This is a genomic window from Streptomyces sp. CAU 1734 (genome assembly GCF_039888735.1).
GTDB lineage: Bacteria > Actinomycetota > Actinomycetes > Streptomycetales > Streptomycetaceae > Streptomyces.
On record NZ_JBDQQP010000012.1, the window covers coordinates 228,199 to 243,895 of the forward strand.

Genomic DNA, 15,697 nt, shown 5'->3' on the forward strand with positions numbered 1-15,697 from the left:
GTCGCTCCGTGGCATGCCGTAGCCAGCCCGCACCGGATCGGATAACTTTCCGTAGTAGTAGTCGTGGCTCCGAAGCCTCGCGCCCGCGGTTCGCACCGTGGGCGTTGTGCTGTGCAGTGCCTGAGGACCAGGGCGATCACCTCCCCCGAGGGCTGCTGGACAAGAGGGCGGCCCGCGACCCTGGCAAAGGGAAACATCATGGCAACTGGCAGCGTGAAGTGGTTCAACGCGGAGAAGGGCTTCGGCTTCATCCAGCAGGACGGCGGTGGCCCGGACGTCTTCGTCCACTACTCCGCGATCAACACTTCCGGGTTCCGTTCCCTCGAGGAGAACCAGAAGGTCACCTATGACGTGACGCAGGGCCCGAAGGGCCCCCAGGCGGAGAACGTCATCCCCGCCTGACCCGGTGCACCGGTGCCCCGTACCCACGCGACATCGGGTGCGGGGCACCGCCTTGCTTCATGTCGCGCGATCCGGCCGTCCCTGCGGTGCGTTCAGGAGGCGGTCAGGCTCCGGACGCCGAGCCGCCTTCTGCGGAGGTGAGGCGAGTCCAGTGCTCGGCGACGGTGCCACCCGCTGCCCCGGCGGAGGCGGTGAGGTCGCCGGCCGGGCGGGGCTGGACCTCGGCGAGTACGGCATGCCCGTCGCGGGCGATGTCCTCCCACGGCACGGTCGGGAAGATGTAGCGGGCACCGTCCCGCAGGGGGCGGTCGTCGGGGGTGAGGGTGACCGTCACGGTGCCGGCCATTCCCTCGCCCTTGAACACGCGGCCCACCTCCACCTCGTACCGTACGGAGGGAATCCCGGCGATCGTACGGTCGCCGGTCCGCCGCAGGACGGTGCCGTGCCAGACCGCAGTCGCGGCGGCGGCGACCTCCGCGTCATCGGACGGATCGTGCAGCACCATGGCCTCGACGGCGGCCCCGGGCGCGGGTGTGGTGGTCAGCTGATGGTGAGTGGCCCAGGCCAGGGCGGCGAAGACGGCGGTACCCGCGAGAGCCACGGTTACGGTACGAAGACGAAGCATGATCATCCCCAGAGTGCGGTGTAATTGCGGCGGTCCCGGCTGGTCGGCTTGCCATTCGCGGGGCCTTCGGCCAGGCGGCGCGCCATCAGAGTGGGGTATCGGGCCGGGTCCTTGTGGCAGAAGCCGAGGGCGTGTCCGAGCTCATGGCTGGCGATCCGGCGGCGGGCCGAAGTGTTTCCGAGACGTTTGCCCTTACCGACGTATGCGGAGTTCAGCGCCAGGGTGTCCGTGCCGGGCAAGCCGATCCACGCTCCGCCCGTGTTGTTCCACCGGCCGTCCGTACGCCGGACGTCAGTGAACTCCAGGTCCGCGATCCGCGTGCTGTCGTCGGCGGGGAGACGGATCCGCATGCCGCGGCCGGTCCATGCCTTCAGGGCCCAGCGGCGCGCGTCGTCGTACTTCGTCTCGTCCTCCCAGGCGATCTCGCCCGCGTCCACGGAGGACCGGCCCCGGGAGTCCCGTTCCCCGCCGACGCATGCGGCCGGCCCCGCCGCGGCGGCCGGGGGTGGGTGGCCGAGCGCGAGCAGCGTGACCGCCGCCGTCACCAGTGCCTGGCCCGCCCGGGTGAACCCTTGCCGCCGCGCCGCCGGTTTCTTCTCGCCCGCCACCGCACCCCTTCGCGTCCACACCTCCGAAGAGGTCTTCGGCTGGCAACGGTAGGGCTCCACCCTGGCGCCGGGAGGAGCGCCCGACGGACACTGCGAGGGTTGGACTGGCTCTCACCAGGCGTAAGAGCGCAACGGGCGTCACCGCGGCGTCAAGGGGGTCACCCGTACGACGGATACCGTTCCCGGGCGCGGGCTGCCAGCCGAGCCGGGCGGGACCCCGGGCACGGAAGCACACCGCCGGCGCCCCGCCCCCGACTGGCTCCGACTGGCCCCGGCACGCCGTGCGCCCCCGCCCGCCGAAGAGTGAAGCCACGGAGGCGGACCCGGCCGCGAGTCCGGCTCACCGTCGTAGTCCCCCGAGGGAGGAAGGCGACGCAGTCAGTTTGTGGAAGCGGGACCGTTCTCGGCCTCAGCCGCCAGCTGCTTCTGGAGCCGGTCGGCGATGCCCCGCATCAGCCCCTCCGCGAGCCGCCTCACGTCTTCGGGGGTGCCGTCGGTCTCGACGGTGCGTGCCAGCATCCCAAGGGCCAGCGCGGCCTCCAGATCTGGATGCAGCAGCGTGCCCGGCTCAGATGTGATCGCTTGCTCGTGCTCAGTCATATCCTGTCCTCCGCGTCAGTGGACCGGCATTCCGGTCCGTCGCTGAGGGCCGGATCTGAGAAAAGTGACCACGGGAATCAACAAGTGGGCAAAAGTGGGGCGTACGGGGCTGGTGTGACTGGTCAGAACGCGCGTCGCGCGGAGTTCGCTGGCCCGGCTCCACTGCAGAGAGGACGGTTGGCTGAGGCCGGGAACGGTGACGGCAGGGGAGCGGTCCCCGCTCAGTGCCGACAGAAGGGCGGGCGGGGTCCCGCTGCTGCCTCCGCTGTACGTGATGGTCGCCAGCCTGGTGGCATCGTGGCTCCGCACCGGGCGGCTCACGCCGTTGATGGGCCCTGGTGGTGGCCGAAGGCCGCGGCCTGCGAGTCGCGGGCGCCTTGACCGGGGATCGGTGGAGGAGCTGGCGAGCGTTGCCGCGGTGGCGGGGTCGGCCGTGCGCAGCCGGGGAGGGGCGTCGGGGATCCGTACGCTTCCGTGTGATGGACTCCCTGAGTCGCTGACGGCCTCGGCGTCAGCGGTGTTCACCGGAGACGGCTGCCGGTAGCGTGAAGGGAGCGGCTGGTTCCTGCCGTGGTCGGCCCTGATGGTGAGGGCGTCGGTGCCGCACGTGGTCACGGACCGCGTTTCCCTGGCAGGCCGTTGACCGTGAATGGGACCGAGGCACGTTGCAGACTCGGCTCGGCCTGCGGTGACGGATCGACTGGCGTCGGTCTGCCCGGCTCTGGGCACGGGGCCGGGCAGGACCCGGTTCGATACCCCGCTGGCGCGGGGAGGAATTCTGTTCCGGTGGAGCAGTGCGGAGAACAGAATGGGGCACCCCCGCTGTTGCGGGGACGAAACCCGATCATTCGGGTTCACGGGGCGGGTCCTGCCCGGGCGGGAGAGAAGGTGTGAGCCCTGCTCCCTGGTAGAGAACTCTACCAGAAAGGGTAACTACTGGCCCTTGTTGTTGAGTGTCGAGCGCGGCTGGCGGGCTTCCCGCACGATTGCCGTGCCGGTCGCAGGGAGGGACGGACGGCGCGGAGCGCCTATTCCCGCGGCAGGGCTCGTTGGCCCGGGAGATGTGATGGGAGTCCCCACGCCGTCCGTCCTGGTTCCCGCCCTTGGCCGAGGGCGGGGGAACCGACCGGGAACAGGCCCGACCGGCACCTCCGCCCTCGGTCTCGGGCTGGACTTCATGACCGGGCCGGCGAGGGCGCAGGGCTCCCGAGGTCCCAGGCCATGATTTCGTCGTACAGCACCTGGTGCCGCAGGCAGTAGTGAAGGCAGCGGGCGATCCGGGCGCCTACGGCGCGCAGGCTCGTGAAGTGCGCGCTCCCCCGCTCACGGCGCGCCCTGTAGTAGGCGTTGGCGCCGGGGGAGTGGCTGAGGGAGGTGAACGCGGCGTTCGTCAGGGCCTGGCGGAGATTCTTGTTGACCGCTCGCCGCACCGAGGTCCGGGTCACGGTGCCGGACGACCAGGTGGCGGGGGTCATTCCCGCGTACGCGCACAGCCCCCGTGCCGTGAACCGGCCCTCGATGTCACCGATCTCGCCCAGGATCTGGGCGCCGAGCAAATCGCCGATCCCGGGGAAGCTGACGACGTACGGGTAGTGCGGGTGGCCCCGGAACGCCTCGGCGGACTGCTGGGCGAGACGGGTAGCCCGGTCGCAGGCACCGTTGACCTCCTCCAGCAGTGCGAGCATCTCCACGGCCTTCGCGTCCTCGACGGCCGGGTGAGCGCGCAGTACCGGACGGCGGAAGTGAAGGCGAATCCGGTGCGCTTCGTCGTCGACCGCTCTTTCGCGGCCGGCCCGGCGCAGAGCCTCGGCGATCTCTTCGCGGTTGAGCAGGGAGGCCGCAGTCGGTGACGGCGCGATCGCCAGCACGGCGCGGGCCTGGGGGTGGCCGAGTCCCGCCGACGGCCAGGCGGACACCGCGGCCGGGTGATACCCCTTCAGTACGGCCCGCAGCCGGAGGAGCGCCCTGGACCGGGAGTGCGCCGCGACGCTCTGAGCGTGCGCAAGGACTCTGAGCGCGCGGACCTGCGGAGAGCTGCGGACCAGAGGGGCGAACGGGTGCTGGCGGATCATGTCCGCGAGCAGGAATGCGTCTTCCCTGTCGGACTTCTTCTCCTGTCCGCCGGTGCTCGCCGCCTTGCGGGCGCGGGCGGCGATGGTCGGGTCCACGTGGATCACCGTCATCCCGCGCGCGAGGAGCTCGTCGACGAAGAGGATGCTGGGGCTCTCGATCGCGGTCGGGATGCGGCCCCACCGCGTGCGATTGTGCCCGCGCAGGAAGTCGACGTACTCGCCGACCGGATCCTGTGTCTCCTCATAGGCGATCCGCGTGTGGCCGAGCCGTGTCCCGTCCCGCCGGATGACCGCGCAGTCCAGCCACGCATCGGACCAGTCGATCCCCGCGTACATCGTCGCCGTCGTCACAATCCCTGCCCTGCGATTCGATCGGAATCAGTCCAGGTGCTCACCGATGCAGCACCTAACGGACAGTAAATACACTGTTCCGGTCGAGAACCATACCAACGGTGGGGCGAGGGGCTACTTCGTCCCAGCACCCGAGAGAATCCGAGGTCTGACGATGCATTCGCTGACAATGCTGGGATGGGACGTGCGCGAGGCACCCAATGAAACGCCTGCGGACTACCGGGCTGGACCCGAGCCCTGGCCGCACAGTGCCCTCGCAGACGATGCGCCCCTCAGCGCGCGCATCGCGCTGGAGATCTCCCGCAGCCTTCACGCGGCACTGACCGAGGCAGGGCTCACCGACCGGGGGCTCGCCGAGCGGGGCGACCTGAGCCACACGTCCGTCGGGCGGATCCTCCGCGGGGAGGGCATGCCCGACTTCCGGACCCTCCTCCTGATGGAGGCCGCACTGCAGCGAAGCCTGTGGCCCGCCGAGCTGCACAAGGTACTCGGCGAAGCGGTAGAAGAAGGTCTCCCGCCCGGGGCCTATCCGCGAGACCGGGAGCCCGCTGAGCCGGGCCGGCCGGTCACGACGCCCAAAACCCGGGCGGTCCTCCGGCTCTGGGCCACGGGGAAGTCTCACGCCGAGATCGCCGAGGAACTGGAGATCGCCACCCGCACCGTGGGCAAGCGGCTCGCCTCCGTCTACGAGGCGCTCGACATCCCCCCGGGGGAGGCATTCGCGCTCGGAGTGTGGTGGGCTACCTCCCACGAAAACCGCATGGAGTGAAGGACACGCTGTGGCATGCCTCAGCCCACCGCGCAACGGCTGACCACAGCGCTGCTGTTCACGGAGCCTCCCGGACATCCCGACGCGATGAGACTCGCCGCCCGCGCGCCGTCGTGCAACAACGCCGTGCGCACCGCGATGCCGGCGTCGGGGGCATCCGCGGCGGCTGAAGCCGATCCGGTCCGGACGGCTGCGGATCCGCACCCTGGCCTGTCAGCGCGGAGCCCTTCTCCGAACAGCATCATTCCGACGTGTCTCCACCTCGCCCGGAATGGGGTTCACGGTGCCCGCGCGGAGCCGGTGTCCGCGGTCCGGCTCCGCGCCGCCCCGCCACGGCGGAGAAGAACTCTCCGGCCAGCTGTTCCCGCGCTATCTCGACGGTGCCCGGCAGGAAAGGCGTTCCGGGACGGCTGCAGGCGACCGGCTGACCGAGAGGGCGGATCGCGCTGCGGCTGATCCATGAGCGCGCGGGCGGCAACGCGTGGAGCACTTCGGCGCCGCCGCCCGCGGGCCCGGGGCTTCGCCCGCCCGGAGTCCCGGTCTGCCGAGCCCGCGACCGGATCGGAACTTCACCCGCTACGTGCTCCCTGTCGTCGACGGCCCTCCTGCTCCCTATGAGGGGCGGAGCAGGAAGTCGACGTTCGCCAGATGGTGATGGCCGAGGACTTGGCTCAGCTCGTAGCTGCCGCGGCGGGCGGCGTGGGCGATGTCCTCCAGGATCTGCTGGCCGAGGCGCACTTCCCGCTGTCCGAAATCCTCGTTCGCCTCCGCTGTCCTCTCGGCCTCGGCGCCCAGGTGCGCCAGGCGTTCCGCCTCAGCGGTGACAGTGGCCAGGTCCTTCGCGGTGAAGCCGCGATCGTGCTCAGCAGGCGGCTCCACTCGTGCGACGGCGTTCAGGAAGTCCTCTGCGGCGAGCCGGAGGGCGCCGGCCTGTTCAGGTTCAAAAGGGAGGCGGTAGAGCCGCCAGTCGTGCCCCTGACTCAGCACGGCGACATATGCCAGGGGGAGTCCGAGCGTGTCCAGTTGCCACTGGGTGCGCGCCGCGAGCCATGGCGGGACCACGGGGGTGCCGGAGCTCCCCCAGGTGCTGGGGTCCAGGGCGGCGGGCTCGAAGACGCACTCCAGCAGGGCGGCGGCCCGGAGTTCCCTGACGCTCTCGGGAAAGAGCAGACGGGCGGGACTCGCCTGTTGCCAGGGACGGTCGCGGTGCGCCCACAGGCCGGTCTCCAGTACGCGCAACGGGAGGTCTTCAGCGGCTCGGGCCGCGATCACCGGCTGGAGGCGGACGCCCCACTCCGCCGGCGACGGCTGAAACGGGCTCAGTCTCCCGGCGTCCGGGGAACGCGCGCTGACCCGTCTCACAGCGGCCGACCACAGGGATCGCATGGAGCGGGTGTGGGTGAGGCCGGCGATGGCCGGGATGTCGTGCGAGCGCACCGCGGCGTGAACCTGGTCCTTCCCCAGGCCCCGGACGAGTACGCCGGTCGGGGTGGCCTGTCCTTCGCCCACCGCGAGGGCCTTCGTGACCAGCCGGGACACGATTGGCGGCTGCCTGCCCAGGAGCCTGGCGGCCTCCTTTGCGCTGCCCGCCGCCTCCACGAGGTCCGCCACCGCGCGCGCCCTCGTCATCGCCAGGGCGTGGCCGCTGGCTTCGTCGGCTCGCTGGGCCGCCTGAGCCCAGTCCGCCGCGGCCTTCACTCTGTCCCGCTCCGCCGCCATTCCGGCCTCCCGTCAACACTGAACACGCAGAGATTAGCACCACTGCACATGTGATTTGCAGGGGTGCTAACATTGTGGTGTTCCGTCAAAATCCTTCAGATGAAGAGGAGTTGAGGACATGCGCCCCCTGACGGTCGGCATCCGCGCCAACACGCTGCTTGCCGCGGGCGACCGCCGTGTCGCACTGGACGCGATCCAGCGCCTGCACGCGTCCCCGGACCATGCGGTCCACATGCTCACGCCCCGCCGGGACACCGCCGAAGTGCTCAGCCTCCTGGCCAGCCACGGCATCGACGCCCAGTCCGACGCCGCTGACGACCGGCAGTTCTGGAACGAGCCCGCTGCCCCGCTCCTTGTCACAGACTCCGTCGTGCAGGGCGACGTACGCATCGGCCGCGGTGTCGTCCTCTACCAGGGCGACTGGGCCCGGACCCTGGGCCGGCTCGCTGCCCACTGCAATGGCCGCCGCAGGATCCTCTCCCGCTACGACGGCGTCGTCCACGACCGAAAGGGGTGGCAGAACGGCCTCCTTCAGGAGGCGGTCGACGGCGCCCCGGAGGCCCTGCGCGCACTCCTCGACGCGGGCCACTCTGTGCACATCTCCACGCAACGGCCCATCGCCCAGCTCCCCGAGATCGCCCAGTGGCTGCGCGACCGGGGCGTTCCGGCCGAGACGTCTCCCGGGGCCGACGACTGGGACCGGAGCGGCACCGTCCTGGTCACCGGCAGTGTCCTGCCCTCCGACCTGGAGATCGAGAACCGCGGGCTCAACCTCGACGGCGACAACTGGGAGCCGATCTTCCCCGAGGTCGCCGACAGCCGGAGGAAGCTCGCAGAACACCTCTCCCGCCAGAGCCCGAACTGAGGAGCGCATGCCGAGCGAAGCTGACGAGACACCGCCGGACGCTCCGGGAAAGCCGACTGCGAGCGATCACCACAGCGCCGTCACCGCCCGCGTGACTCATCTGATGACGCGCTGGCCAGAGGACGACCCGGGACGGCAGACGGTCGTCGCGCAGCTTCTCGCAGAGCTTCCCGCACACCCCCATGTGCTGGAACTCGTCACCGACGAGTTGCTGTGCGACGCCGTGTGCACCGTTGCCTACCAGCGTCGCGGATTTCTGCCGGAGACCGAAGCCGGGCTGGTTCACGCCGTTACGGAGCGGCTCCTCGATCCCCCCGCCAGCGGATCGGAGCCCGTTCTCCCTCTCTCCGCGCGGCGGTTCCTTGCCCAGGCGCTGGCTCTGCCGATCCTCACCACCGGAGCGAACAGGCTCCCACGTGCGGCCGCGCGCGAAGTGATCGCGTCCCGGCTCCCATACCTGGTAGGGCTGCCCTCCGCCTCTGCCGGGACGTATCTCGACCAGCTCACCCAGGAGACGCGCATCGTGCGCCCGCTTCCCGACGGAGCGGTCACCCTGGCTCACCCGAAGGTGGTGAGCCACCTGGCCGCACACGCGTGCCTGGCCGAAGCTCCGGCAGCCCTGGATGTCCTGCTCGCCTGCTCCCACACGCCCGAAGGGGCGGACGCGGTTGTCTTCGCAGCGGGTCACGCTCGCACGCACGAGTCCGCATTCCTCCTCCTCGGCCTCCTCGACCGCTCCGACATGAGTCCCCACCGCAGGGCCGAGCTCACGCGCCGCGCGCTCGGCCAGGTGGCGACTGTGGCACCCGACGTCCGGCTCGAAGTCCTCGTCAGGATCGCCGAAGCGTCACCCTGACCGGCAGTCCCGGGCAGCCGGCCACCAGAACCCCACCAGGCACTCGGCTGGACGCGCGGATCCGCGGCCGAGTTGTCACGATCATCCCTGCCCCCAGACCGGCCTGGTCGGCAGGCACCGGCCCGCTCATGCGGACGGGTGCCCGGGCCGGGGAAGGCCCGAGCACCTCTCTACGGGATCCGCAGGGATGGCTACGCCGCGAACGCGGGAGGCCGAAGGGGAGCCGGCAGCCGCCGGGACAGCTGCCGGGCGGCTTCGAGGACGGTTCGGTCTCCCAGGTAAGGGCCGACGATCTGAAGTGCCAGCGGCAATCCCGCGTCGGTCTTGCCGGCGGGCATCACCAGGGAGGGCAGGCCGACCGGGCTGGCGAGGTTGAGCCAGCTCGTCTGGTCGTAGTAGGAGCGCCGGTGCCCGTCGACGGTGATGAACCGCTGAGGGGGCGGCGTGCTGGTCTGGTCGGGCACGGCGGCTGTGGGCGCCGCGGGGGTGATCAGGATGTCGTGCTCGGCGAAGTACCTGTCCCAGGCCGCGCGGAGCCCGTGACGTGCCTCGTCGGCAACGCACCAGTCGCGGTGACGCATGGTCCGGGAGTGCAGATACCGGCCTGCGGGGTCACCGGCCGGAATCTTCTCGGCGGCCGCTATGTCGGCCGCGAACCCCTCGTCGGTGGCGGAGGCGGAGGCGGTCGCATACAGAAGACGCTGGAACAGGATGTCGCTCTCGGCGAAGCCGACGGGCCGTGTGGTGTCGTCGACGGTGGCACCGAGGTCCTGGAGGATGCCGGCGACTCGGGCCAGGAGCTGGCGGGTTTCGGCGTCGACCCGGCAGTAGGCGTCATCGGCCCAGACCCCGACACGGTAGTCACCGAGCCGGGACTTGGCCGGGGCCGGAAGGCCGATCGTCCAGCCGGCGCGGTCGGCGGGGGCCGGCGCGGCTATGACGTCCAGCAGGAGGCTGAGGTCGTCGACGGTCCGGGCGACCGGGCCGAGCACGGTCATGTCGCTGGTGGTGGCCCAGCCCGGCGGGCGGGGGATGTGGCCGCGGGCGGGGACTACCGGGCTGGTGCCGCGGGACGTGCGCAGTGCGTAGACACCGCAGTACGCGGCGGGCAGGCGGAGGGAGCCGGCGAGATCGGAGCCGATCTCCAGGCTCGTGAAGCCCGCGGCGACCGCGGCGGCCGCGCCGCCGGAGGAACCGCCCGCGGTCCTCTCGGCGTTGAAGGGGTTCACCGTCTTCCCGAACAGCGAGTTCGCGGTCTGGATGTCCTGACACATGGCCGGCGTGTTGGTGTGGCCGATGATGATCGCGCCGGCGCTGCGAAGGAGCGTGACGACATCCGCGTCGCGGTCCGGCACATGGTCGGTGAGGCTGGGAGACCCGCACGTGGTGCGCATCCCTTTGACCTCAAGGCTGTCCTTCACGGTCATCGGGAGACCGTGGAGCGGTCCGAGCGGTCGGCCGGTGGCAGCGAGGTGCCGGTCCGCCGTATCGGCGGCCGCGCGGGCGCCCTCGGCATCGAGGGTGATGACGGCGTTCAGCACGGGATTCGTTCTCGCGATATGCGTGAGGTGCAGCTCCAGCAGCTTGCGGCTGGTGATCCGGCGCCGGCGGAGGGCGGACAACTGCGTCTCGGCCGGCGCCAGGTGCAGTGTGGCCGTGCCCCGCGGCTTCCGCCCTGGCCGAGGGCGCGCGCTGGCCGTGGTGCTCACGGCGGTGAAGGCGGCGACGGCGGTTCCGGCGGCGAGGACGGCACGGCGGAGGATCACGTGGGGACTCCTGAAGAGGTACGGGTCTGATCGGTGGTCGAAGCTGCCGGCCGCGGCTCGGTGAAGAAGCCTGCGACACGCTCGAGGTGGTCCAGTTCGTCCGCGGTGGTCGGCAGGGGCAGACTCACGTCGGCGTACTCGGTGGGAGCGTCGACGGGGCCCTCGGCGTAGAAGCGGACGAGCGCGGCGCGGATCTGGTCGGCGGTGACGGCCGCGGTGAACACCGCGCCGGCAAGTCCTTCCTCCGCGCGGCGTGCTTCGGACTCGGCGCGCGCGGCAGGGTCCAGATACCGGCGCAGCAGCTTCTGGCCGTGACGGATCTCGACGCGCCGCCGCAGGAGCGGGAAGTGCGCGCTGCGCCCTTGGATGAGGGCGTCGCGCTGCGGATTCGGGTGCAGGAGTGTGATCTTGGGGTGCGCCCGGGACAACGCGGCCCACAGCTTCCGCAGGCGCCAGTAGGACAGGTGGGTGTCCGCCCAGATCCTCGTGCTGGCGACCCGCTGGGCGAGGGTCGGAAGGAAGAAGCCGATCTGGGTGAACGTGGCGCCCAGGTTGCCGCAGAGCCACGCGTAGGGGTCGAGGCTCTCCACACTGAAACCGAAGACGCCCCCGACGACGGATCCGATGCGGATGGCGCTGTATCCCAGCGTGATAGCCGCACCGATCGCCACGAGACGCAGACCGGTGGCGATCGACCGGTCGTCCGCCGAACGCGCGTACTTCCAGCAGGACCTCATCAGGTAGACCTCGGCCACGGTGTACGTCGTGAGGTACAGCGTCATGTACGCCTGGAAGAAGGGGTCGTGCGCGTAGTAGTGGGAGAAGTCCGTGGGCCGCTGGGCGGTGGGCGTCAGCAGGGTGAAGAGCACGGCCATCACGGCGATCACCACGCCGGCCGTGAGGAGGAGGAAGCGGGCGCGGCGCCGGGCTTCCCCGACTGGCCGGGACCAGTAGGCGAGGACGGTGGCCTGGAGCGCGAAGACCATGATGACGCAGCTCTGGGACAGGGGAACGGCGATGTTCGGGACGCCGAAGAAGCCGTCGATCCGCACCCAGACCCAGGTCATCGCGATGGCGTAGCTGAGAGCGGAGAAGCCGTAGGTGAAGGCGAGGGCGACCAGCGCGGGGTTGCGCGGGCGTTTGCCCAGGTCGCGGAGGAGAAAAAGGAACCCTGTGCCGGCGATCGCCAGGCACAGGGGATGAAGTATGTCTTTCACGGTGCCCAGTTCTGGTCAGCGCAGCAGGGTGCGGGAGATGGGGTCGTCAGCGGCGGGGCCCAGGGCGGCGGCACACGAGCGCCGTACGTGCTCGTGCAGGAGTGAACCGATCAGCTCGGCCTCGAACTCGTCGGGCTCTGTGTACTCGGTCCGGCCCAGGACCAGGCGGATGGTGGCCGGGTCGATGTCGGTGAACACCCCGTCGAGTCCGGAGAGGTCCAGGGACGCCTGCTTCGTACGGTGCCTGAGCATGTGGGCGAGCTCGTGGCCGGCGATCATCTCGGTGTACGCGGGGCTGACGCCCTCGTCATAGAAGAGGTAGTCCGTGGTGTCGGTGAGGACCCACATGCCGCAAGGGGCCGAGGGGTCCAGCGACTCAGGGTCCGACAAGTCCGGAGTGAAGGGGACGAGCTGGATTTCCCGTCCGGTCACCTGCTGAACAAACGGGAGCAGCCCCAGGACATTGTCGACAGGCGGCAAGTCCAGCTCTTCCACAAATTTCCGACAGTTCCGCTCGACTTCCCCGATATGGTCACTGTTCCGGCGCGCACGACGGCTGAGCCACATGCGTGTTCCTCTCAAGAGCCACTGGGGTAAGCCGAGCGTATCCCGCGAGTCAGGGCAGCTCCTGTTCCGGGGCGGAGGGCAGCCCTTCCCGCTCCCGCACGGCGTCGATCTTCTTCATCACTTCGTTGATGCTCTGGGGCGACAGTCCGATGGCCCGCAGTGCGACCTGTTTGACGCCCGCCTGGCTGATTTTGCGGAGAAGCTCGAGCTGGCCGGTGACCCTGCTCGTAACGGCGTCGTCGACGAAGAAGCCCGCCTCAACACCGAAGAAGCGGGCGAACAGGGGCAACAGCTTGACGGTCGGGTTCCGCTGCCCTTTGCGCAACAGGCCGATGTAGGAAGCGGTGATGCCGTCCTCGCCGTAGGAGCTGATCATCCGGGCGACGTGGGCGTTGGAGTACTCATCCGCGCCCGGCGGCCTCACACGGTCGAAGAGGTAGTTCAGCCGGTCGGCGAAGGAAGTCCCGGCTCCGGGCACGGGAACCCCGGAGGGCGGTAGCGGCTCAGCGCCGTCCGCTGTCTGGCCTGCTTGTGGCACTGTGCGCTGCTCTCTCTCGACGTGCATCAACTATAGTTGTGGCCGTTTGGTTGGAACGTTGGGTTTCCCCGCGTGCGGCGGGGATGTGTCTGGAGCACCGGGGGCCGGAAGATGACCACCAGAGGTAGACCTGCGCCGAGCCTGTTACTCGACAGGGCGGGACCGGCCGCTCCGCCGTGTCGTGTTCCGCGGCCGATTTCGATCAAGATCGTAACGCGGCGTGCCCGGCTGGCGGGTGCACGCCCGGGGTGTGACTGGCTGGAACCCTCACCTCGGCGGTTGTTCGCCGACAGGCTGCGCCATATGTCGAATTTGCGACAGACGCGCCTGAGAGTGGCCGAGATAAGAGCCTTGCGGTCATCCGGGGTCGCCGGAGGGAGCCGGAAAGGCAACGCGCTCAGAAAGCCCTTTCGTGGATGCGCTGAGTGCCTCCTGTAGGAAGCGTTGCGCATCCCCGCATGCGGCGTCTGAGCTGCGCCATCAAACATTATGCATCCCTTTTGAAGAATTCGTCGCACTCGCGTCGGCGACCTCGCGGCAGGGATCCGGCGATGCGGGAGGTCCCGTTTTCCGAGTGGGATCGGCGTAATTACGCAACATTTCTCCTTGCGAATCCGTGATTCGCGTGGACATAGTGAGACCTCTCCCGCTGCGTGGCTGATTCGTTACGCGAACCCATCCGGTTTTCGTAACGCAGAGTGACGATCTGAGGCGGTGGCTGCCCGACGGGCGGTACGCGGCCCGTTCGTCGGCCCGGCATGGGGCACGTGCCTGGACTCTGACTGGGGATGCCCGCACGGGAGGACAAACGGGGCAGGGCGGAGGAGGACGGATGAAGCGGTGGCTGGCACGGCAGAGAGCCTCCGGCGGGGGTTTTTGCGCCGACAGCGCCAGAGGGCGCCGTCGCGCACTGAGGCGCGAGGTCAAGGGCATCGTCGACTCGATGCCCGTGCCGTCCCCCTTCGACCTCGACGTGTTCATCGAGAACATCGAAAGCGCCCGGGCGCGCAGCATCCACCTGATCGAGATCCCCGACCAGCTGATCGGCCTGATCGGCGTCTGCGGACTGTGGATCAAGCACCGGACCAAGCCGTTCGACTTCATCTTTCACGCCGGAAGAAGGGACACCTTCCACGGCCGGCAGATCATCCTGCACGAGCTCGTTCACCTCTGGAACGACGACGCCGACGGTGCCACCGACGGGGAACTCGACGAACTGCACGGCGGCCTCCTCGTCGGGATGGTCGAGCGGCTGATCGCTGACGGCAAGGCCGCCGCCCGCCGCGACTACGCCAGCCACAAGGAGATCCGCACAGAGGCCGCAGCCGCCCGGCTCCACCAGCTCGCTGGAGCCACAGAGTTCATCGAGGACACCACCGCCCGCCGGCTCGCCGAGGACTTCACCTACCCGCTCGGCCGCCCTTAGTGCCACCTGGAAACACCATGCCTGTGTCTGACATGTTCGCTTATGCGATCGCCGCACTGCTGTTCGTCCAAGCTCTGATGAGGGCCCCGTCCGCGATGAAGGGGCGGGTGCGCAAGAGATCTCTGTGGGGCGCTTTCGCCGCGCTCGCCGCGTCCTGGCTGACGAGGACCACCCTTGGCCGGACCTTCATCAACGACCTCGGCGTTCCCGACCTCGCCTACCTGATCAAGCACGTCCTGGCCATCACCGGCATCTGCGTCCTGCTGCGGTACATCACCGCCGTGTACTCCACCACCGGTCCCTCCGCGGACGTCCCGCGCAGCGTGCGCGTCTCCAGCCTGGTGCACCGCATCGCCACCCGGGCCTCGGTCGGCACCGTGGTGGTGATGGCCCTCGTGTTCTTCTTCATGCTCGACGAGGTGGTCTCCGACGTCCCGTACTTCATGGGCCGTCACGCCGGCGACCCCGGCCTCGCGGTCTACATGTGCCTCTTCTACGTCTACACGGCGGCCGCCGCCTCGGTGTGCGCGGTGCAGTGGGGAGGAGCCGTCAAGCAGATCCCCCAGCGCGCGGTGAAGACGGGCCTGGTCATGATGGCCACGGCGATGGTGCTGGCTGCGGTGTACGCCGTACTGCGCATCGCGTACGTCATCCTGATCACCGTCCAGCCGGTCTCCGAGGACTTCTCCCTCGCCCAGGAGACAGTGACCGACAGCCTGCTCTACCTGACCTTCCTGCTCTGGGGGTTCGGCGCGATCGCGCCGGCCTACCGTGCGGCGGGCGACCGCTACCGGACGATGACTCATCTCGCCGCGATCCACCCGCTGTGGAGCGACCTCGCGAAGACCGCTCCCGACCGCATCCGTCAGCGCCCGCGGGGTTTCCTCGGCCGCTTCACGGTGATGGCCCACGTCAACAAGGCGCGCGACCTGCTCAGCAGCTACGACGAGACCCCCACCGGCCGGCTGCAGCGCTACATCACCGAGATCCGCGACGTGATCCTTGAGCTGAGCCGCCACGCCCCGAGAGAGCTGGCCGAGCTCGCCCTCGCCCGGGCTTCGGGCGGTGCGGGCGGAGGGCATGAGATCGCCGCTGAGGCACTGTGGATCCGTGCCGCGCGAGCCGCCTACCTCACTCATCCGGAAGGCGAGCCGGCGCCATTCCCCTTCGATGCCGGAACGAACCTCGCCGTCGAGGTCCCTCACTTCCGTGCGGTGGCCGAGGCCTACGGACGGACCAGCCCCGCCGACGCGTGGGAAATTCTGGAGGGCGTTCCCCGCTCCGCCGCGCTTCCGGCCACCTGACCACTGATCAAC

The 15,697-nt window shown here is 69.7% G+C and carries 15 protein-coding genes; 6 read left to right on the forward strand and 9 right to left on the reverse strand.

The features are described from left to right. Positions 1–198: 198 nt before the first annotated feature. Positions 199–402 (forward strand): cold-shock protein, encoded by a 204-nt coding sequence (locus AAFN69_RS23935; RefSeq protein ID WP_347730761.1) that lies wholly within the window; start codon positions 199–201, stop codon positions 400–402. Positions 403–505: 103 nt separating this feature from the next. Here the strand turns inward: AAFN69_RS23935 and AAFN69_RS23940 are convergent, their stop codons facing one another. The 4 genes from AAFN69_RS23940 to AAFN69_RS23955 all read right to left on the reverse strand — a co-directional run bounded on the left by AAFN69_RS23940 (position 506) and on the right by AAFN69_RS23955 (position 4,658). Then, positions 506–1,003, reverse strand: coding sequence for a hypothetical protein (locus tag AAFN69_RS23940; protein ID WP_347730762.1), 498 nt, complete (start codon positions 1,001–1,003; stop codon positions 506–508). 26 nt (positions 1,004–1,029) lie between these two features. Next, positions 1,030–1,635 (reverse strand): hypothetical protein, encoded by a 606-nt coding sequence (locus AAFN69_RS23945; RefSeq protein ID WP_347730763.1) that lies wholly within the window; start codon positions 1,633–1,635, stop codon positions 1,030–1,032. A gap of 378 nt (positions 1,636–2,013) precedes the next feature. Next, positions 2,014–2,235, reverse strand: coding sequence for a hypothetical protein (locus AAFN69_RS23950; RefSeq protein WP_347730764.1), 222 nt, complete (start codon positions 2,233–2,235; stop codon positions 2,014–2,016). A 1,175-nt stretch (positions 2,236–3,410) separates the two neighbouring features. After that, positions 3,411–4,658, reverse strand: a complete 1,248-nt coding sequence (locus tag AAFN69_RS23955; RefSeq protein WP_347730765.1) for an IS110 family transposase — start codon at positions 4,656–4,658, stop codon at positions 3,411–3,413. A 154-nt stretch (positions 4,659–4,812) separates the two neighbouring features. Here AAFN69_RS23955 and AAFN69_RS23960 point away from each other — a divergent pair, with 154 nt between their 5' ends. Further along, positions 4,813–5,427, forward strand: coding sequence for a helix-turn-helix domain-containing protein (locus AAFN69_RS23960; RefSeq protein ID WP_347730766.1), 615 nt, complete (start codon positions 4,813–4,815; stop codon positions 5,425–5,427). Positions 5,428–6,039: 612 nt separating this feature from the next. Here AAFN69_RS23960 and AAFN69_RS23965 read toward each other — a convergent pair. Next, a complete protein-coding gene (locus tag AAFN69_RS23965) occupies positions 6,040–7,146 on the reverse strand; it encodes a hypothetical protein (protein WP_347730767.1) in 1,107 nt (368 codons plus the stop codon). A 118-nt stretch (positions 7,147–7,264) separates the two neighbouring features. On the opposite strand from AAFN69_RS23965, the gene AAFN69_RS23970 reads away from it, so the two are divergent. Together AAFN69_RS23970 and AAFN69_RS23975 are read left to right on the forward strand one after the other, a co-directional pair. After that, positions 7,265–8,011 (forward strand): hypothetical protein, encoded by a 747-nt coding sequence (locus AAFN69_RS23970; protein ID WP_347730768.1) that lies wholly within the window; start codon positions 7,265–7,267, stop codon positions 8,009–8,011. Positions 8,012–8,018: 7 nt separating this feature from the next. Beyond that, entirely contained in the window at positions 8,019–8,867 is an 849-nt protein-coding gene (locus AAFN69_RS23975) for a hypothetical protein (RefSeq protein ID WP_347730769.1), read from the forward strand. A 191-nt stretch (positions 8,868–9,058) separates the two neighbouring features. Here AAFN69_RS23975 and AAFN69_RS23980 read toward each other — a convergent pair whose 3' ends face one another. The 4 genes from AAFN69_RS23980 to AAFN69_RS23995 form a co-directional block, all read right to left on the reverse strand. Then, positions 9,059–10,633: an amidase family protein gene (locus AAFN69_RS23980; RefSeq protein WP_347730770.1), complete on the reverse strand. Its 1,575-nt coding sequence runs from the start codon at positions 10,631–10,633 to the stop codon at positions 9,059–9,061. After that, positions 10,630–11,850, reverse strand: a complete 1,221-nt coding sequence (locus AAFN69_RS23985; protein WP_347730772.1) for an MAB_1171c family putative transporter — start codon at positions 11,848–11,850, stop codon at positions 10,630–10,632. Before AAFN69_RS23985 ends, AAFN69_RS23980 begins: the two co-directional genes overlap by 4 nt. A 15-nt stretch (positions 11,851–11,865) precedes the next feature. Next, positions 11,866–12,330 carry a hypothetical protein gene (locus AAFN69_RS23990; protein WP_347730773.1) on the reverse strand — a complete coding sequence of 155 codons (465 nt, stop codon included), beginning with the start codon at positions 12,328–12,330 and terminating at the stop codon, positions 11,866–11,868. Positions 12,331–12,466: 136 nt separating this feature from the next. Next, complete coding sequence (locus AAFN69_RS23995) at positions 12,467–12,895, reverse strand: hypothetical protein (protein ID WP_347730774.1); 429 nt, start codon at positions 12,893–12,895, stop codon at positions 12,467–12,469. Positions 12,896–13,898: 1,003 nt separating this feature from the next. Here AAFN69_RS23995 and AAFN69_RS24000 point away from each other — a divergent pair. Then, on the forward strand, positions 13,899–14,381 hold the full coding sequence (locus tag AAFN69_RS24000) for a hypothetical protein (protein ID WP_347730775.1): 483 nt from the start codon (positions 13,899–13,901) through the stop codon (positions 14,379–14,381). Between the two features lie 32 nt (positions 14,382–14,413). Then, positions 14,414–15,685, forward strand: coding sequence for an MAB_1171c family putative transporter (locus tag AAFN69_RS24005; protein ID WP_347730776.1), 1,272 nt, complete (start codon positions 14,414–14,416; stop codon positions 15,683–15,685). Positions 15,686–15,697 lie beyond the last annotated feature (12 nt).